The sequence below is a fragment of the Streptomyces sp. LX-29 genome (assembly GCF_029541745.1).
GTDB lineage: Bacteria > Actinomycetota > Actinomycetes > Streptomycetales > Streptomycetaceae > Streptomyces.
Genome location: NZ_CP089746.1, coordinates 2,602,446 through 2,622,296 on the forward strand (window position 1 = coordinate 2,602,446; position 19,851 = coordinate 2,622,296).

Annotated in this window: 10 protein-coding genes; 3 read left to right on the forward strand and 7 right to left on the reverse strand. The window is 74.7% G+C overall.

Features of this window, described 5'->3' with window-relative positions; all coding sequences use genetic code 11:
- Window positions 1-98 precede the first annotated feature (98 nt).
- The gene (locus LRS74_RS11055; RefSeq protein WP_277740850.1) at window positions 99-383 is read right to left on the reverse strand and encodes a hypothetical protein; all 285 of its coding nucleotides are present in this window, start codon (window positions 381-383) and stop codon (window positions 99-101) included.
- A gap of 149 nt (window positions 384-532) precedes the next feature.
- On the reverse strand, window positions 533-2,782 hold the full coding sequence (locus LRS74_RS11060) for an ATP-dependent DNA helicase UvrD2 (RefSeq protein WP_277740851.1): 2,250 nt from the start codon (window positions 2,780-2,782) through the stop codon (window positions 533-535).
- 338 nt (window positions 2,783-3,120) lie between these two features.
- Here LRS74_RS11060 and LRS74_RS11065 point away from each other — a divergent pair, with 338 nt between their 5' ends.
- Window positions 3,121-3,363 (forward strand): mycoredoxin, encoded by a 243-nt coding sequence (locus tag LRS74_RS11065; protein WP_144381398.1) that lies wholly within the window; start codon window positions 3,121-3,123, stop codon window positions 3,361-3,363.
- Window positions 3,364-3,401: 38 nt separating this feature from the next.
- Here the strand turns inward: LRS74_RS11065 and nudC are convergent, their stop codons facing one another.
- The 5 genes from nudC to LRS74_RS11090 form a co-directional block, all read right to left on the reverse strand.
- A complete protein-coding gene (gene nudC / locus LRS74_RS11070) occupies window positions 3,402-4,352 on the reverse strand; it encodes an NAD(+) diphosphatase (RefSeq protein ID WP_277740852.1) in 951 nt (316 codons plus the stop codon).
- Between the two features lie 49 nt (window positions 4,353-4,401).
- On the reverse strand, window positions 4,402-5,823 hold the full coding sequence (locus LRS74_RS11075; protein WP_277740853.1) for a dipeptidase: 1,422 nt from the start codon (window positions 5,821-5,823) through the stop codon (window positions 4,402-4,404).
- Window positions 5,824-5,880: 57 nt separating this feature from the next.
- Window positions 5,881-10,074: an ATP-dependent DNA helicase gene (locus LRS74_RS11080; RefSeq protein WP_277740854.1), complete on the reverse strand. Its 4,194-nt coding sequence runs from the start codon at window positions 10,072-10,074 to the stop codon at window positions 5,881-5,883.
- Between the two features lie 59 nt (window positions 10,075-10,133).
- Entirely contained in the window at window positions 10,134-13,718 is a 3,585-nt protein-coding gene (locus LRS74_RS11085; RefSeq protein WP_277740855.1) for an ATP-dependent DNA helicase, read from the reverse strand.
- Between the two features lie 500 nt (window positions 13,719-14,218).
- Complete coding sequence (locus LRS74_RS11090) at window positions 14,219-14,602, reverse strand: MGMT family protein (RefSeq protein ID WP_277744700.1); 384 nt, start codon at window positions 14,600-14,602, stop codon at window positions 14,219-14,221.
- Between the two features lie 785 nt (window positions 14,603-15,387).
- Between LRS74_RS11090 and LRS74_RS11095 the strand changes: the two genes are divergently transcribed.
- Entirely contained in the window at window positions 15,388-18,117 is a 2,730-nt protein-coding gene (locus LRS74_RS11095; RefSeq protein ID WP_277744701.1) for a lysylphosphatidylglycerol synthase domain-containing protein, read from the forward strand.
- Between the two features lie 106 nt (window positions 18,118-18,223).
- On the forward strand, window positions 18,224-19,816 hold the full coding sequence (locus LRS74_RS11100; RefSeq protein WP_277740856.1) for an alpha/beta hydrolase: 1,593 nt from the start codon (window positions 18,224-18,226) through the stop codon (window positions 19,814-19,816).
- Window positions 19,817-19,851: the final 35 nt, after the last annotated feature.

The window sequence follows — 19,851 nt, forward strand, 5'->3', positions numbered from 1 at the left end:
CTTCGTTCCGGCTGGTGGCCGGGCTGGTGGCAAATCAAAAGGGCCGCGGATCCCGGTAGGGGTTCCGCGGCCCTGGAAGGTGCCGACCTGATCCTGGATCAGGTGCGATAACTCCAGGGTTTGAGCCCACGGAAGGCCCACATCGGGTGCTGCTGCTGAGCGGTCGTCAGGGATCCGGCACCATTGGCCGCCACCGCGAAGGCAAAGGCATAGGTGGGAGCCGTCGCCACGGTCACTGCCGCAGGTGCCTGGGTCGGTCGCTCACTCACGACGGATTCCAGGACGGAGGACAGACCGGTGCCCCGGAGACGCGAAGCGCCGAGCGGGCAGGCGGCGATGACCGGGCGATCGGTCATTTTGATCGTCTTGATGAAGCTGGTCATTGTCTCCGCCTCCTCTCGGCGTCTCGGGGGGCTGGCCGCAGCCAGTCCACGGGGTTTTCAGTACAGCAGCGCAGCAGGTTCGAACGCGCCCCGAAAGGCTCGTTCTCTCCTGCTCGGAAGGCTATGGGTACGGCCTCCGCGTGCGCAAACTATTTTTCCAGCGAGTTCTTTTCGTCTGCGCGGGGCATCTCGCCGCTACAGAGCGCGAGGACATCGGCACCGAACGCGTCGAGCTTCCGCCTCCCCACACCAGAGATGGCGGAAAGCTCCATTTCGGTTCCCGGAACGGCCTCCGCGATCGCGAGCAGGGTCTTGTCGGTGAAGACGCAGTAGGCCGGCTGGCCCAGTTCGCGGGCGCGCGCGGACCGCCACTCGTGCAGCCGCTCATAGAGCCCCTCGTCCAGCTCGCAGGGGCAGTCCTCGCAGCGCATGAGCTTGATCTCGCCGGCGTCGGTCAGCGTCCTGCCGCACACCCGACAGCGCACCGGCGCCCGGCGCCGGCGCGGCCCGCCGCCCCGCTCCCCGGGGCCGTGGGCCGAGGACGGCGCCCCCGACTCCAGGCCCGACCCTCGGCCGCCCGCGGAGGCGGCACGGCCGCCCGCCGGCACGGTGCCCGGCCGTAGCCCGTGCAGAAAGCGGCTGGGGCGACGCCCGCCACGGCTGCCCGGGGCCCGCGACAGGGCCCAGGACAGGGAGAGATGGCGGCGCGCCCGGGTGACCCCTACATAGAGGAGCCGCCGCTCCTCCTCGATCTGCTCGTCGGTCCTGGCGTAGGTGATCGGCATCATGCCCTCGGTGAGACCGACCAGGAACACCGCGTCCCACTCCAGGCCCTTGGCCGCGTGCAGTGAGGCGAGCGTCACACCCTCCACCGTGGGGGCGTGTTGCGCCGCGGCCCGCTCGTCCAGCTCGGCGACCAGGTCGGCGAGGGTGGCCCGCGGCCGGGACCGGACGAAGTCCTCGGCGAGCCGCACCAGCGCCGCCAGCGACTCCCAGCGGTCCCGGGCCGCACCGGAGCCCGCCGGCGGCTCGGCCGACCAGCCGCGGGTGCCCAGCACCGCCCGCACCTGCGAGGGGACGTCCACATCCGTCAGCGTCGGGTCCGCAGCTCCGGCGCGGGCCGCGCCGCGCAGCAGCAGCCCGGCCTCGCGCACCTCGGGCCGCTCGAAGAAGCGCTCAGCGCCGCGCAGCTGGTAGGGCACCCCGGCGTCCGCCAGGGCCTGCTCGTAGAGCTCGGACTGGGCGTTGACCCGGAAGAGCACGGCGATCTCGCTGGCCCGGACGCCGGAGTCGAGCAGCGCCCGGATGCGCCGGGCGACGCCCTCGGCCTCGGCGGGCTCGTCCCCGTACTCCGTGTAGTTGGGGGCGGGGCCCGGCTCGCGCTGCGAGACCAGCTCCAGCCGGTGCTCCGCGGCGCGGCCGCGCGCCTGGGCCAACACCCCGTTGGCCAGGTGCACCACCTCGGGGGTGGAGCGATAGTCGCGGACCAGCTTGACCACCGTGGCGCCGGGGTGGCGCCGGCGGAAGTCCAGCAGATGGTCCGGGGTGGCGCCGGTGAAGGAGTAGATCGTCTGGCTGGCGTCGCCGACCACGCACAGGCTGTCCCGGTCGCCCAACCACAGCTCCAGCAGCCGCTGCTGGAGCGGGCTGACGTCCTGGTACTCGTCCACCACGAAGTGCTGGTACTGGCGGCGCACCTGGTCGGCGATGTCGGGCCGGTCCTGGAGCACCGCCACCGTGAGCAGCAGCACGTCCTCGAAGTCGATCTGGCCGCGCTCGCGCTTGAGCTCCTCGTAACCCGCGTACACCCGGGCGATCTCGGCGGGGTCGCGCGGGGCCTCGCGGCCCGCCCTGGCGGCGGCCGCCGGATAGTCCTCGGGGACGGTCTGAGTGACCTTGCACCACTCGATCTCGCCGGTCACATCGCGCAGCTCGGTGCGGTCCAGCCGGAGCCGGCAGCGCGCGGCGGCCTCCGCGACCAGCTGCGCCTTGCGCTCCACCAGCCGGGGCAGCTCGCCACCGACCGCCTTCGGCCAGAAGTACTGGAGCTGGCGCAGCGCGGCGGAGTGGAAGGTGCGGGCCTGGACGCCGGCCGCGCCGAGCTGACGCAGCCGCCCCCGCATCTCGCCCGCCGCGCGGTTGGTGAAGGTGACGGCGAGCACACTGGCGGGCTGGAGGATTCCCGCCTGCACCCCGTAGGCGATCCGATGGGTGATGGCGCGGGTCTTGCCCGTGCCCGCGCCGGCCAGCACGCACACCGGACCGTGCAGCGCGAGGGCGACCTCACGCTGCTCCGGGTCGAGGCCCTCCAGCACCGCGTCGGCGTCACGCGGCGTCGCCGCGTACTCGCTCGGCGCGGAGGCCGGCGGGAAGAGGGTGGAAGGCGTTGCTGGTGTCACCCCGCCATGCTGCCAGGTCCGCCGGGACACCTGAGCCGGTTGTCCACAGGTGAGTGGTCGCGGTCATACGAATACCGGTCCCCCGCCCGCCATCGGATGTCCATCCAGCGTCTACCGTTGGCCCCTGCGGCCGGCGGGCCACGGCGGGGCCGGGCCTCGCCCACGCCTCGCCCGCGGTCCCTGCGCCCGGCGACCGGCGACCGGTGCGGAATGCGACGTTTCGCACATCGGGTCGGCGTTCCAGGGGACGGGCCCGGGAATGGTGCGGTCCGGCCGCACGTTGGACCACTGGAACCGCGCCAAGCGTCCCCTCACACCCTTAAGGAGCACCGAGACCGATGTCGGGCACTGTGACGATGTACAGCACCACCTGGTGCGGCTACTGCCGCCGTCTGAAGAGCCAGCTGGACCGCGAGGGCATCACCTACCACGAGATCAACATCGAGCAGGACCCCGAGTCGGCCGCCTTCGTGGAGAAGGCCAACGGTGGCAACCAGACGGTTCCGACCGTCCTGTTCGCCGACGGCTCGACGCTGACCAACCCGTCGCTCGCGCAGGTGAAGGCGAAGATCAGCGTCTGACCGGCCGTCGGTGCGGCGCGCCCCGCGGCCCGCGGGCGTCAGCCCTGGCGGCCGACGCCCGACGGCAGGGGCTCGCCGTACCAGCGTTCGATCAGGTGGGCCGCGATCGAGATGCCGGACGGAGGGAGCACCTCCCCGACCTCGAACGCGGCCCGCAGCTCCTCTCGGGAGAACCAGCGCGCCTCGTGGATCTCCTCCCCGTCCACGTCGATCCGGTCGGACGTGGCTCGCGCCATGAAGCCGAGCATCAGACTGGACGGGAACGGCCAGGGCTGGCTGGCCACGTACTCGACCTCGCCGACGGTCACGCCCGCCTCCTCGGCCACCTCGCGGACGACGGCCTGTTCGATCGACTCCCCCGGCTCCACGAACCCGGCCAGCGTGGAGAAGCGCCCCTCGGGCCAGTGCATCTGGCGGCCCAGCAGCGCCCGGTCGTGATCGTCGGTCACCAACATGATCACGGCGGGGTCGGTACGCGGGTAGTGCTCGGCGCCGCACGCCGGGCAGCGCCGGACGTGGCCCGCGGCCGCGATGACCGTGCGCTCGCCGCAGCGCGAGCAGAAGCGGTGCAGCCGCTGCCAGTTCTCCAGCGCCACGGCATGGGTGAGCAGCGCCGCGTCGCGGTCGGAGAGCAGCGCGCCCGCCTCCCGCAGTCCGGCCGGCCGCGCGGACTGGTCCATCCGTCCCGGCAGCGCGTCCTTCTGCAGCGCGAAGTAGCGCACGCCGTCCTCGTCGGTGCCGAGGAAGTAGCGGTGCGTCTCGGTGAGCGGGGCCTCGAAGGCCGGGGTCATGACCAGCTCGGTGCGGCCGTCCGGGCCGTCGTCGACCAGCGCCTGGCCCCCGGAGACCACGAACACTCGGGTCGTGGGGTGGCTCCAGGCCGCCGCCAGCCATGCCTCGTCCAGGCGATGGTGTGCCGCGCGGTCGATCCCGCTGGCGCTGGTGAGCGCGATCGGATGGTCGACGGTGCGTTCGGTCCAGATGGTCACGACGGTTTCCTACTCCCCCTATGACGGCTCGTTCTCTTGCTCGCCCGCATCACGGCGCGGGCCGTCCGGCCGATGCGGGGCGCCAGGTGTCCGCGAGGTCCCCCCACAGGTACGCGGTGGTCTCGACGCCCTTCATCAGCAACTCCAGTTCGACCTTCTCGTTCGGCGCGTGCCAGCCGTCCGAGGGCACGGAGATCCCCAGGAAGAGCACCGGCGCGCCGAGCACGTCCTGGAGGTCGGCGGCCGGTCCCGAGCCGCCCTCGCGGGTGAACCGGATCGGCTGTCCGAAGGCCCGCCCCATCGCCCGCACGACGGACTGGAGGGCCGGGTGGTCGAGTGGGGTGAGACAGGGTCGGGTCGCGCCCCAGAAGGTGATCTCGTGCCGGATGCCGGCGGGCAGCCGTTCGGCCACCCAGGCGCGCACGGCGTCCTGGACGCGCTCCGCGTCCTGGCCCGCGACCAGCCGGAAGGACAGCTTCAGCTGGGCGGTGGACGGGACGATGGTCTTGCCGCCCGGCCCCTGGTAGCCGCCGCCGATGCCGTTGACCTCGGCGGTCGGGCGGGCCCAGATCCGCTCCAGGGTGGTGTGGCCCGCCTCGCCCAACGCGGCGTGCGAGTGGGCGGTGCGCAGCCAGACGTCCTCGTCGAAGGGCAGCTCGGCCAGGAGTTCGCGCTCCCGGTCGGTGAGCTCCACCACTCCGTCGTAGAAGCCGGGGACCGCCACCCGGCGCTCGGAGTCGTGCAGCGCGGCGGCCAGCCGGGCGGCCTCGGTGGCCGGGTTGGGCACGGCGCCGCCGAAGGAGCCGGAGTGGATGTCCTGATCGGGCCCGTACAGGTCGATCTGGCAGTCGGTGAGGCCGCGCATACCGGTGCACACGGTCGGGGTGTCCTCGGACCACATGCCGGTGTCGGAGACGACCACCGCGTCGCAGGCGAGCCGGGCGGCGTGCGCGCGCACCAGGTCGGGGAAGTGCGGAGAGCCGGACTCCTCCTCGCCCTCGACGAGCAGCTTGAGGTTGACGGCCGGGGCGGTACGCCCGGTGGCGTGCAGATGGGCCCGCAGCCCCAGGGTGTGGAAGAACACCTGGCCCTTGTCGTCGGCGGCGCCCCGCGCGTACATCCGGCCGTCCCGGACGACCGGTTCGAAGGGGTCGGTGTGCCAGCCGTCCTCCCGCGCGGCGGGCTGCACGTCGTGGTGGCCGTAGACCAGCACCGTGGGCGCCTGCGGATCGCCGGAGGGCCACTCGGCGAACACCGCCGGAGCACCCGCGGTCTCCCAGATCTCCACCGTCGGGAAACCCGTCGCCGTCAGCCGGTCCGCAAGCCACTCGGCGCTGCGCCGGACGTCGTCGGCGTGACCGGGATCGGCCGATATGGAAGGAATGCGCAGCCACTCGGCGAGGTCGTCGAGAAAGGCGGCACGGTGGCCTTCGACGTAGGCGCGGACAGCGGCGTCCGGGGTGGTGCTCATGCCGACGAGCCTATCCGGCCCACGCCGCGGGCCGGGCAGCGAGCTCTGAGGCGCTCGTCACCCGGCGCCACCCTCGTCCGCACCCCCGGCCGCGTCCGGGCCGGCCCCGTCCGGGCCCCCGGTCTGATCCACTCCCCCGGTCCGGTCCCTCCGCTCCGCGCCCGCGGCCCCGCCGACCTCCGGGGTGCCCTCCGGCACGGCGGGCTCGCCCGTCAGGATGCGCTCCAGCTCCGCGCGGTCGGGCAGCGACCGCGGCCGTACGATCTCGCCGCCGCGCACGTACAGGAACGCCGCCGTGACCGCGGACAGCGGCACGCCGCGCTGCTCGGCCCAGGCGACCCGGTAGACGGCCAGCTGGAGCGGGTCGGCGTCGTGGAACCGCCCGGTCTTCCAGTCGACGATCTCGTAGCTGTCCCCGCGCGGGCCGCGTTCCCGGTAGACCGCGTCGATGCGGCCGCGGATCGTACGGCCGGCGAGCACCAGCTGGAACGGCGCCTCGACGCGGTACGGGGTGCGTCGCGCGTACGGGGTCCGGGCGAACGCCTCCTTGAGCGCGGCCAGCTCCCGCTCGTCGGCGATCTCCGCGCCGGCCAGTCCGTCGTCGGCGCCGCCGGGCAGCTCGTCGGGACCGAGCATGGGCAGCGGCAGCTCCTCGAAGCGCGACTCCACCCACGCGTGGAAGCGGGTGCCGCGCCGCGCGGCGGGCTGCGGCGGGCGCGGCATCGGCCGGGCCAGCTCCCGCGCGAACCCGTCGGGGTCGGCGGCCAGCCGCAGCAGCTGCGAGGCGCTCAGCACCGGCGGGACGGGGACGTCCCGCACCACCGCGCGGGCGCGCCGCAGCTCGCCGGCGAGCGCCTCCAGGTCGCGATCCCAGGAGGCGGCCAACCGCGCCTCCTCGGGCAGCAGGCGTTCGCCGCGGCGCCACCGCCCACCCCCGGGCGCGGCAGTCCCGCGCGGGGCGTCGTCCGCGGGCCGGGGCCGCGCGTGGGGTATGACCGCGCGCGGCCGGCCGCGGTCGCCACCGCTCGGACCGGGGTCGTCGTCGGGGTGCGACGAAGGCTCGGGAGCCCCGCCGGCCACGGGCGGCGGCACGGCGTCCCCGATGCCGTAGGCGTCGCCGGCGTCCTCGACGTAACCGGCGTCCTCGATGTCGTCGATGCCGTCGGTGTTCCCGGTGTCCTCGGTGGCCTCGGTGGCCTCGGTGGCCTCGGTGGCCTCGGTGGCCTCGGTGGCCTCGAAGTGTGCGCGGGCCTCGACGTCGTCGGGGCGTGCGACGTCGGCCGGCGCACCGGGGCCGGCCTGGGCCGGCAGGCGCACGTCCACGGCGGGGACGGGGCGCTCCGTGCTCCAGGCGTCCCAGTCGGCGGGGTCCTCCGCCCCCTCGGCGTACGGGTCGTCCTCGGGCGGCTCGTCACCATAGGGGGCGTCGTCGTACGCGTCGCCATACGAGCCGTACGGGTCGCCGTGGGACGCGTCCACGTGAGGCGCGGCCGCGCGGGGGGCGCCGGAGGAGGGCTCGTCGCCGAACGGCCCTCCGTGGGGCTCGTCCTCGGGCTCGTCGTCCGGTGGCGGCGGCCAGTCCGGGTCCGGGACGGTCGCGGGGTGCTCGACGTCATGGGCGACCGGAATCCGCGCGGGGGCGGCGGCGTCCTGATCCGCGTCGGCGCTGTCCGCGACGGCCTCGTACGCGTCGTCCTCGCCCCCGCCGCTCTCCTGGTCGGCGCGCGCCGCGGCCTCCAGCCGCCTCAGGTGGCGCAGGACGATGTCGCGGGCGCGGCGGCGGCGGGCCAGTGCGTCCGGGTCCAGCGGAAGCGGCCAGGCGCTGTCGGCGGTGTCCGCGCGGAGCGCGGGGTTCTCGTCCTCGTCCCCCGGCTGATCCGCCCACGCCTCCACCTCGCCGTGGGCCGGGTCCGTCTCGCAGTGCGCGCGCAGCGCCTCCAGGAAGGCGGAGGGCCCGCGCGGGCGCTTCTGGCTGGGACCCCACCAGTGGCCGGAGCCCAGCAGCAGGGAGCGGGGGCGGGTGAACGTCACATAGCCCAGCCGCAGCTCCTCGGTGTGCTGGTGCTCCTTCATCGCCTCCTTGTAGGCCGCCATGCCCTTGCTGTCCCAGGCGTCGACGTCCGGAAGCGTGGCGGCGTCGCCGCGCAGGGCGTGCGGCAGCACCTTGGCGTGCGCCGTCCAGGACTCGCGCCCCTGCTCGCTGGGGAACTGCTTGGCGACCAGGCCCGGCACCGCCACCACGTCCCACTCCAGGCCCTTGGACTTGTGCGCGGTGAGCACCTTGACGGTGTTCTCACCGCCGGGCAGGGCGTTGTCGAGCCCCTTCTCGTACTGCGCTGCCGTGCGCAGGAAGCCCAGGAAGGCCAGCAGGGTGGTCTCCCCGTCCAGGGCGGCGAAGTTCGCGGCGACGTCGAGGAAGTTGCCGAGCGTCTCGCGGCGGCGGGCGGCGAGGGCGTGCGGCGAGGCGGAGAGCTCGACCTCCAGGCCGGTGACGGCCAGCACCCGGTGCACCACGTCCATCAGCGGGTCGGCGAGCGAGCGGCGCAGCTCGCGCAGCTCGGCGGCGAGCCGCGCGAAGCGGAGCCGGGCCTCGGGCGAGAAGGGCAGCCCGTCCTCGTGGCCGCCGTCGCCCAGGAAGGTGTCGAGCCCGTCGGCGAGCGAGACCACCTCCGCGGGGTCGACCCCCTCGACGGCCTCGGCGAGCCGCCGCTGGGCGTCCCGCGCCGCGTCCCCGCTCGGCTCCTCGCCGGCGCGGCCGTCGCGCACCAGCGCGCGGGCGCGCCGACCGAGCAGCGCCAGGTCGCGCGGGCCGATGCGCCAGCGCGGGCCGGTGAGCAGCCGGACCAGGGAGGCGTTGGCCGACGGGTCCTGGAGCACCTCGCAGACGGCGACGAGGTCGGCGACCTCCGGCAGGTGCAGCAGGCCGGAGAGGCCGACCACCTCCACCGGCACATCCCGCTCCACCAGGGCGCCCTGGATCTGTGCGAAGTCGGTGGCCGTGCGGCACAGCACGGCGATCTCGCCGGGGGCCGTCCCGGTGCGCACCAGGTGCGCGATCGAGTCGGCGAGCCAGGCCAGCTCCTCGGCGTGGGTGGGCAGCAGGGCGCAGCGCACCACACCGTCCCGCTCGGCGCCCGGGGCCGGGCGCAGCGCCTCGACCCCCTCGTGCATGGCCCGCAGCGGCGCGGCCAGCCCGTTGGCGAGGGACAGCAGCCGGCCGCCGCTGCGCCGGTTCTCGCTGAGCGCGAAGCGCCGGGCCGGCCGACCGTCGGCGTGCCGGAAGTGCTCGGGGAAGTCGTCCAGGTTGGCGACGGAGGCGCCGCGCCAGCCGTAGATGGCCTGGCACGGGTCGCCGACGGCGGTGACCGCGTGTCCCGTGCCGCCGCCGAACAGCCCGGACAGCAGCAGCCGCTGGGCGACGGAGGTGTCCTGGTACTCGTCCAGCAGGACGACCGCGAACTCCTCCCGCAGCATCCGGCCGACCTCGGGGCGGCCGCGGGCCAGGGTCGCCGACAGCGCGATCTGGTCGCCGAAGTCCAGCACGTCGCGGGCGCGCTTGTGGTCGCGGTACGCCTCGACCAGCCCGAGCAGCTCGAGCCGGGCGCGGGCGGCCTCGGGCACCCTGCGCAGGTCGGCGTTGCTGAGCCTGGTGCCCTCCAGGGTGCGCAGCAGCTCGGTGTCGTGCGCGCGCAGCCGCTCGGCGGGGACCAGGTGCTCGGCCAGCTCCGCGTCGAGCGCGAGCAGGTCGGTGACGAGGTCCGCGAACGGGCGGGTGAGTGCCGGGTAGGGGCCGGGCGCGGTGCGCAGCACCCGCGCGGCGAGCTGGAAGCGGGTGGCGTCGGCGAGCAGCCGCGCGGAGGGTTCGAGGCCGACGCGGAGCCCGTGGTCCTTGAGGAGCTGCCCGGCGAAGGCGTGGTACGTGGAGATCCGCGGCTCCCCCGGCGGCTGGTCGGGGTCGACCGGGTCCGGGTCCGTCACCCCCGCCTTGACCAGGGCCTTCCGCACCCGCTCCGCCAGCTCCCCGGCGGCCTTGTTGGTGAAGGTGAGGCCCAGCACCCGCTCCGGGGCGACCTGCCCGGTGCCCACCAGCCAGACCACGCGGGCGGCCATCACCGTCGTCTTCCCCGACCCGGCGCCGGCCACGATCACCTGCGGAGCGGGCGGCGCGGTGATACACGCCATCTGCTCCGGGGTGAACGGGATGCCGAGGAGCTCCTTGAGCTCCTCGGGGTCGCTGAGATGTGGGGACACCCTGCGAGGCTAACGGGTGGGTCCGACATCCCCGACCACCTTCGTCCGGCGGCCCGGGGTCACTCCACGATGTGCCGGCCCTCCGGCTGGGCGCTGCACGAGGCCCGGAAGGCGCAGCGGGCGCAGTGGTCGCCGGTGCTGGGGGCGAAGCGCTCGTCCAGCACCCGGCCGGCGGCCGTGGCGAGGAGCTCGCCGACCCACTCTCCGGTCAGCGGCTCCTGGGCCTGCACCTTGGGCAGGCCCTCTCCGCCGTCCCTCTTGGCGGCCCCCTGGCGCAGCTGGACGAGCTCGGCGCCGCCCGGCTCCAACCTCGTCACTCCCGTGTCCTCCGCGCGGACCGTGCCCTCCGCGCGGACCTCGCCGTCCCCGGCGTCCCCGGGGACCGTGCCCTCGGGGTGGACCCCGCCGTCCGCTCCGTCCGCTCCATCCGCGCGATCCCCGTCGACCGTGTCGACCGGGAAGAGGCCGTCGACGGCGCCCTCCCGCACGGCGAGCTGGTAGACGGCCAGCTGGGGGTGGCGGGCGACCGCGTCGCGCGAGACGGGCTGCTTGCCGGTCTTGAAGTCGACGACGTACGCGCGCCCCGCGCGGTCGGTCTCGACGCGGTCCATGCTGCCGCGGATGCGCACCTTGTAGTCGTCGGCATCCAGGGTGACGTCGAATCCGTGCTCGGTGGCGACGGGGGTGCGGCCGCCGCGCTCCATCACGTGCCAGTGCAGGAAGCGCTCCAGGGCGGCCCGCGCGTTCTCCTTCTCCTGACGCGACTTCCAGGGCGCGTCGAAGGCGAGCGCGTCCCACACCGAGTCCAGCCGCTCCATCAGCACGGAAAGGTCGGCCGGCGTCTGTCCGGAGGCCACCTCGTCGGCCAGTACGTGCACCACGTTGCCGAAGCCCTGGGCGGCGGTGGCCGGCGCGTCCGCCTTGACCTCGCGGCCCAGGAACCACTGCAGGGAGCAGGTGTTCACCAGCTGATCGAGGGCGCTGCCGGACAGCGCCACCGGCCGCTCGGGGTCGCGCAGCGGCACCGCGCTGCGCGTCGGCTCCTCCAGGCCCCACCAGCGGTACGGGTGGGCCGCCGGCACCAGCGGCTGCCCCTCGTCGTCGCGCAGCGCCGCCAGCCGGGCCAGCCGGAGCGCCGCGGCGTCGCGCAGCGCCTCCGACGCCTCGGGGTCGACGGTGGTCGCCCGCAGTTCGGCGACGAGCGCGGCCACCGACAGCGGGCGGCGCGGGCGGTGGGTGACGTCGACCGCCTCCACGCCCAACTCGCCCAGGAACCGGGACGGCTGGTCCCCGTCCTCCGCGGCCGCCTTCACGGCGGTGACCACCAGGCGCTGCTTCGCGCGGGTCGCCGCCACGTAGAAGAGCCGCCGCTCCTCGGCCAGCAGCGCGCCCTGGGAGAGCGGTTCGGCCAGGCCGTCCCGCCCGATCCGGTCGGCCTCCAGCAGCGATCCGCGCCGCCGCAGATCCGGCCACAGGCCCTCCTGTACGCCCGCGACCACCACCAGCCGCCACTCCAGGCCCTTGGAGCGGTGCGCGGTCATCAGCCGCACGGCGTCAGGGCGCACCGCGCGACGGGTGAGCGTGTCGGCGGCGATGTCCTGCGCGTCGAGCTCTTCGAGGAAGTTGAGCGCGCCCCGGCCGCCGCTGCGCTGCTCCGCGCGGGCGGCGGTTTCGAACAGCGCGCACACCGCGTCGAGGTCGCGGTCGGCGTTGCGCCCCGCGGCCCCGCCCCGGCGGGCGGCCCGCTCCAGCCGGCCCGGCCAGGACGTGCCGTCCCACAGCGTCCACAGGGCCTCTTCCGCGGTCCCGCCGGCGGCCAGCAGCTGCCGCGCCGTGCGCAGCAGCTCACCCAGCTGCCGGGCGCCGCGCGCGTACGCGGAGTCGTGCGCGACCAGCCGCTCCGGCTCCGCGAGCGCCTGCGCCAACAGCTCGTCCGACGGCGGCGGCACGGCCTGTCCCGCGGCCCGCGCCTCCTCCCGCAGCGCCCGGCCCAACCGGCGGAGGTCGGTGGCGTCCATGCCGGCGAGGGGCGAGGCGAGGAGGGTCAGGGCGGTCTCGGTGCCGAGCCGGGCACCTCCCGGCGCGAAGTCGTCGCTCTGCTCGTCGCCGGGGGAAGCGGCCCGCCCCTCCGGGGCGTCGTCGCCTCCCGACGCGGGGTCGTGGGTGTCCTCTCCCGACGCGGGGTCGTGGGTGTCCTGGGTCCGCGCCTCCGGCGCGGGGGACTCGCCCGCCGGCCCGGCCCCCTCGCGCGAGGGGGCGCCCGTGGGGGTGTCGGTCAGGGCGGCGGTCGCGGCGGCGCGGAGGGCGGTCAGCAGGGGGGCCACGGCGGGTTCGTGGCGAAGCGGGATGTCGTCGCCGTCGATGTCGACGGGGACGCCGGCGGCGGTGAGGGCGCGACGGAGGGCGGGCAGGGAACGGGCGCCCGCGCGGACCAGGACGGCCATCTCACTCCAGGGCAGGCCGTCTTCGAGGTGGGCGCGGCGGAGCACGTCGGCGATGTTGTCGAGCTCGGCGCCGGCCGTCGGGTAGGTGTACACCTCGACGTGGCCCCCGGGGCGCTCGGCCGTCAGCTCCCGGTGGGCCCGCACCGCGTCCGCCGGGAGGCGGGTGAGGGGCATCCGGCGGGCGATGAGCCGGGTGGCGGCCAGGAGCGCCGCGCCGGAGCGGCGGCTGGTGCCGAGCACCTCGACCGGGGCCGGCTCCCCGTCGGTGCGCCGGAAGGAGTGCGGGAAGTCGAGGATGCCGTTCATGTCGGCACCGCGGAAGGCGTAGATCGACTGGTCGGGGTCGCCGAAGGCGACGAGGGTGCGGCCACCGCCCGCCAGCGCCCGCAGCAGCCGTGTCTGGGCCGCGTCCGTGTCCTGGTACTCGTCCACGAAGACCGCGTCGTAGCGGCCGGCAAGCCGGCCGGCGACCTCGGGGCGCTCGGCCAGCAGCACCGCGCGGTGCACGAGTTCGGCGTAGTCGAGCACCCCCTGGGCGTCCAGCACGTCGAGGTACTCGGCGAGGAAGGCCGCCGCGGCGCGCCAGTCCGGCCGTCCGGTGCGGGCGGCGAAGGCGTCCAGCGCGTCGGGGCCGAGCCCCAGTTCGCGGCTGCGCGCGAGCACCGCGCGGACCTCGTCGGCGAAGCCGCGGGTGGTCAGGCAGGCGCGCAGCTCGTCCGGCCAGCGGACCGCGGCGCGCCCCTCGCGCTCCAGCTCGGTCTGGCCGGCGAGCAGCTCGCGGACGACGACGTCCTGCTCCGGGCCGGACAGCAGCCGCAGCGGATCGGCGAAGAGGTCGGCGTCCTGGTGGGCGCGGACCAGCGCATAGCAATAGGAGTGAAAAGTCGTGGCCTGGGGTGCGTGTGCGCCCCCCAGGCGCGCCGCCATCCGGTCCCGCAGCTCCACCGCCGCCTTCCGGCTGAAGGTGAGCACCAGGATCCGATCCGGGTCCACGCCCCGCCCGACGCGCGCCGCCACGGCCTCCACCAGCGTGGTCGTCTTGCCGGTGCCCGGCCCCGCCAGCACCAGCAGCGGTCCTCGGGTGTGCTCAACCACGGCGCGCTGCCGAGCGTCCAGGACAGGAGGAGTCGCCGGCTCCGGCGGGGTGCGCACCAAGCGGTACGGTCCCGAGGACGGCTCTCCCCCGCGCGGCTGCCCCATGGATCGCGATCGCGCGGACGACGGACGCGGCTGCCGTGTCTGCCGCGGTTGTCGTTGCCCCGCAAGGGACGAGGAGGAGGAGCTCACGTGGATCGCCGGTCCTGGTGGGTGTGCTGGGTGTGGTCGGGCGGACCCGCCTGCCGTACGGGGCGCACGGCACCCGCGCGCCGGGAGGTGGCCGGGCGGTGACGAGGGCCGGTGTGCCGTGGGCGCCTGGCGCGCCGCGAGCGGCGGAGGTCGCCCCCGACGCTACGCCAGGCGAGGCGTCTCGCGCATACGCCTCCCGACGTACGGCCGGCGACCTCCCGCGCCCCGGCGGAGGCGTCTCGCGCGTCCGAAGCGGTGGGAACGGGAGCCTCCAGCCGCTCGTCGGTGCCGGCGGCCCCTCCGCCGACGGCGTCCGGAAGCCCCAGCCCGTCCCGGTCGCGTCCGCTCGGCCGCCGATCCTCGGCGCGCGGGTCGCGCCCGGCACGCATGGGCGGGCCCGCTCGCGGAAGGTGTCAGGTGTGAGCGATGTCTCCGTCGTGCCCGTCGACCCCGTCGCGCCCCTGGTGCCGGCGGTCCGTCTCGGACGCCCCGTCCCAGCGCGCCCGGGCGAGGTCCACGCGCGGCAGGTGGCCTTCGGTGGAGCGGGCCGGTCCGCGCAGCGGGGTGCCCTCCTCGCGGTAGTGGGCGAGGGCGCGGAGCTCATGGCCGGGCAGCAGGGTGCCGTCCGCGCGGATCACACGCCACCAGGGGACGGCGCCCCCGTAGAGCGCCAGCACGCGGCCGACCTGGCGCGGGCCGCCCTCCTCCAGCCACTCGGCGATGTCGCCGTAGGTCATCACCCGCCCGCGCGGGATCAGCTCGACGACCTCCAGCACCCGCTCCGCGTACTCGGGCAGCTCCGCGCCGGGCGGCCCGTCGGTGCGGACGGGCCGGGCGCCGGCGGGCCGGTCCCGCCCCCCGTCCCGCGGCCGGCTCCGCGTCTCGTCCCGCGGACCCCTCCGGCCCCTGCTCTTCGGACTCCGGTCGTTGCTCTGCGGACTCATCCGAACCATCCTGCCGCACCCCACCGACACCACAGGCGACACCGGCCACAACCCGTCGCCGTGCGTGCACCAGACGACTACAGGGCGTACGATCCGAATTTCACGCCCCCGAAATGCACCCTGATGCCCACCTCCGCAGCCCGGGCGTGCCACCATCTTCCGGGCGGTGACTGGTGATACGAGATCGAGAAGAGACGGCCGAGCAGCAGGGTGCGCAACCTCCGGAGGAGGCCCGCGCCCCTGACGCGCTGCCGCGCTCCGACGCCCGGCGACCGGCCGAGGCGCTGGCTCCACGCCTCCCCGGCGCGGGCGAACACCGGCCCTCCACCGGGGACGCGGACCGCTCGCACGGCGCACACGACGCGGGCGCCGACCGCCCCACCGGCGCCGGCCCGTCGTCCCCCGCCAACCGACCGCCCGACCCGGATCGACCGCCCCACCCGGACGGACCGTCCAGCCCCGAGCGACCCTCCGACCCCGACCGGTCGTCCCGCGCCGACCACCCCGCGGGTGCCGACTCCTCGTCGCCCGCGCAGCACCCGACCACCGCGGCGGACCCGCCCGAGGCGGACCCCGCCCCCGGCGCGGACCGTGCGTCCGGGGCGGGCAGGAGCGGCGACGGAACCGAGCCGCCCGGCGTGGACCGGGTCTCCGGGGACGAGCCGCTGCTGCCCGCGCGGGTGCACCGCCCCTCCGACCTGCTGCGGCTGCTGCTCGGTATCCTCGGCATCGCGGCCGTCCTGGCCATCGCCGCGTTCGCCCACCGCACCACCCAGGGCCTGGAACAGGACATCGGCCAGAGCACCGACGACGCGCCCCGGCTGCTGATCGACTTCGCCGGCTTCTCGGCCAGCGTGGCGGTGCTCATCCTGCCGGTGGCCTTCGCCATCGAGCGGCTGATCAAACGGGACGGGCTACGCATCGCGGACGGGGTGCTGGCCGCCGTGCTCGCGCACGGCGTCTCGCTCGCCACCGACCTGTGGGTGGCCGAGGGCGCCCCGCCGTCGATCCGTGAGGCGCTCACCCAGCAGTCGCCGGGCGGCACCCTCAGCGACCCCGTGCACGGCTATCTGGCGCCGGTCATCGCCTATATGACCGCGGTCGGCATGGCCCGCAGGCCACGCTGGCGCGTCGCCATGTGGTGCGTCCTGCTGCTGGACGCGTTCGCCGTCCTGGTCGGCGGCTACACCACCCCGTTCTCCATCATCATCACCGTCCTCATCGGCTGGACGGTGGCCTTCGGCACGCTCTACGCCGTCGGCTCGCCCAATGTGCGCCCCACCGGCCAGCACCTGCTGGCCGGGCTGCGGCGGGTCGGCTTCAACCCGGTCAGCGCGGCCCGCGCGGAGGACGTCCAGCCCCCGGCCGGCCAGGCCGACGAGCTGACCGGCGGGGCACGGGCGGGCACCGGTCAGCCGGCCGCAGCCAACCAGGTGCCACCCCCCGAGCGCGGCCGCCGCTACCTCGTCACCCTGGAGGACGGCCCGCCGCTCGACGTCACCGTCGTCGACCGCGAACAGCAGGCGAAGGGCTTCTTCTGGCGGGTGTGGCAGCGACTGGCGCTGCGCAGCATCACCCAGCCGCGCGGGCTCCAGTCGCTGCGCGAAGCGCTCGAACAGGAGGCGCTGCTGGCGTACGCGGCCATCGCCGCCGGGGCCAACGCACCCAAGCTGATCGCCACCTCCGAGCTGGGCCCCGACGCCGTCATGCTGGTGTACGAGCACACCGGCGGACGCCCCCTGAACTCGCTGCCCGACGAGGCGGTCACCGACGAGCTGCTGGCCGGCGCCTGGCACCAGGTCAGGGCGCTGCACTCGCGGCGCATCGCGCACCGCAGGCTCGACGGGGAAGCCCTGATGGTGGATCGTTCCGGCACGGTGATGCTCACCGACCTGCGGGGCGGCGAGATCGCGGCGGGCGATCTGGTGCTGCGCATGGACATCGCGCAGCTGCTGACCACGCTCGGGCTGCGGGTCGGCGCGGAGCGCTCGGTGGCCGCCGCGGTCGCCGTGCTCGGCCCGGACACCGTCGCCGACAGCCTGCCCCTTCTCCAGCCGCTGGCGCTCAACCGCTCCACCCGCGCGACGCTGCGGCAGCTCGCGCGGGAGCGCGCCGAGCGGGAGCGCGAGGCGGTGCTGGATGCCTCCCGCGCGGCCAAGGAAGCCAGAGAGGCCGAGAAGGCCGACCGCGCGGAGAAGGCGGCTCGCGCCGAACGGCCCGAGGCGGCCGAGGGCGCCGGGCGAGCCGAGCGGACGGAGAAGACCGAGAAGGCGGACCGCAAGGCGCTCAAGGCGGAGCGGCAGGCCGAGAAGGCCGAGCAGCAGGCCCAGAAGCGGGCCATAGACGAGGCGCTGGAGGAGGCGCGCGAGGAGGACCTGCTCTCCCAGATCCGGCAGCAGGTGCTGCTGATCCGCCCGCAGGCGCCCATAGAGCCGGTACGGCTGGAGCGCATCAAGCCGCGCACCCTGGTCAGCTTCGTGGCCGGCGCCTTCGCCGCGTACTTCCTGCTGTCCCAGTTCACCCACATCCAGCTGGGCACCGTGGTCGGCGGCGCCAACTACATCTGGGTGGTGATCGCGCTGCTCTTCTCCGCGCTCACCTATGTGGCCGCCGCGATCAGCCTGCTCGGCTTCGTCCCGGAGAAGGTGCCCTTCTGGCGCACCGTGCAGGCGCAGGTCGCCGCCTCGTTCGCCAAGCTGGTGGCGCCGGCCGCGGTGGGCGGCGTGGCGCTCAACGCCCGCTTCCTCCAGCGGGCAGGGGTGCGGCCGGGGCTGGCGGTGGCCAGCGTCGGCGCCTCGCAGCTGTTCGGTCTGGCCAGCCACATCATCCTGCTGATGACCTTCGGCTACATCACCGGCACCGAGCGCACCCCGGCGCTCTCCCCGTCCCGCACGGTGATCGCCGGGCTGCTGACGGCGGCGGTGCTGGCGCTGGTGGTGACCGCGATCCCGGCCCTGCGGAAGTTCGTCGCCACCCGGGTGCGGTCGCTGTTCGCCGGCGTCGTGCCGCGCATGCTGGACGTGCTCCAGCGCCCGCAGAAGCTGTTCGCCGGCATCGGCGGGATGCTGCTGCTGACAGCCGCGTTCGTGATGTGCCTGGACGCCTCGGTCCGGGCGTTCGGCGGCGAGCTGAGCTACGCCAGCATCGCGGTCGTCTTCCTCGCGGGCAACGCCCTGGGGTCGGCGGCGCCCACCCCCGGCGGCGTCGGCGCGGTCGAGGCCGCGCTGATCACTGGTCTGACCTTCGCCGGGCTCCCCTACGAGACGGCGACGCCGGCGGTGTTCCTGTTCCGGCTGATGACCTTCTGGCTGCCGGTGCTGCCCGGCTGGCTGTCCTTCACCCACCTCACCCGCAAGGAAGCGTTGTAGCGGCCCGCGCGGGCCGCCGTCGCCGCAACCGAGCGGCCCGCTGGTGCGTCCACCCCCTACGCCCCCCGTCTTCCATCCGACCAGCCCTGGTAAGGAAACACCCGATATGTCACGCTCCTCACGCACCATACGGACCAGGGCGCTGGTCTCCGCGGGCCTCGTGATCGCCCTCGCCGCGCTCACCGGCTGCAACGGCGACGACGGCGACAAGGACAAGAAGGGGGCGGGCTCGGGCTCCGACACCCCGTCGTCCTCGGGTCTCCCGGCCTCGCTCACCGGCCAGCAGCCGGCCTGGAAGAAGTGCGCCGCGCCCACCGCGGCGCAGGGCATCGGCGAGGCGCCGGGCGACGACTGGGAGTGCGCCACGCTCAAGGCCCCGCTGGACTACGCCAAGCCCGACGGCGAGACCATCGACCTGGCGTTGATCCGCGCCAAGGCCACCGACTCGAAGAAGCGCATCGGCTCGCTGGTGTTCAACTTCGGCGGCCCCGGCGGCTCCGGCGTCTCCTCGCTGCCCAGCTTCGCCCAGGACTACGAGAACCTGCGCACCCGCTACGACCTCGTGAGCTTCGACCCGCGCGGTGTGGGCGAGAGCGCCGGAGTGACCTGCCTGAGCGACAAGGAGCTCGACGCCTCCCTCCAGATCGACGGCACCCCCGACGACGACGCCGAGCTCAGGACGGCCCTGGCGGAGCGCGCCAAGTACGTCGCCGGCTGCAAGGAGAAGTCGGGCACGGTCCTGCCGTACGTGGACACCGTCAGCGCGGCCCGCGACATGGACCTGATGCGCGCGGTGCTCGGCGACAAGAAGCTGCACTACTTCGGCATCTCGTACGGCACCGAACTCGGCGGCGTCTACGCGCACCTGTTCCCGAAGAACGTGGGCCACGCCGTGCTGGACGCGGTCGTCGACCCGACCGAGGACCCGGTGTCGGGCGCCCTGGGCCAGGTCGAGGGCTTCCAGCTGGCGCTGGACAACTACATGAAGGACTGCGCCAAGAAGGGCAAGATGTGCCCGACCGGCAAGGGTGGCGCGGAGGGCAACGCGAAGATCGCCTCGCTGCTCAAGGAGATCGACGCCAAGCCGCTGCCCACCCGGAGCGGCCGTGAGCTCACCGGCGACCAGGCACTGAACGGGATCGCCGCCGCGCTCTACTCCGAGGAGGCGTGGGAGTTCCTGTCGATGGGCCTGACCGAGGCGTCGAAGCTGCACCGGGGCGACATGCTCCAGCTGCTGTCCGACTCGATGACGGGCCGCCACACCAGCGGGCGGTACAGCAACATCCAGGCCGCGAACACGGCCATCAACTGCGTGGACGACAAGCAGCGCTACACCGTCGAGGACGTGAAGGCGAAGCTGCCGGAGTTCCGCAAGGCCTCGCCGGTCTTCGGCGAGTTCCTCGCCTGGGGCATGCTGGGCTGCACCGACTGGCCGGTGAAGGGCACGACGGACGGCCCGGAGGTCTCCGCCAAGGGCGCGGCGCCCATCCTGGTCATCGGCAACACCGGCGACCCGGCGACCCCGTACGAGGGCGCGCGCAAGATGGCGCGGGAGCTGGGCGACGGCGTGGGCATCGAGCTCACCTTCAAGGGTGAGGGCCACGGCGCCTACAACAGCGGCAACGAGTGCATGACCAAGGTCGTCGACGGCTACCTGCTGGACGGGAAGGTGCCCGCGAAGGGCACCACCTGCTCCTGACGGACCGATCGACGAACCGACCGAGGGCCGGCCCC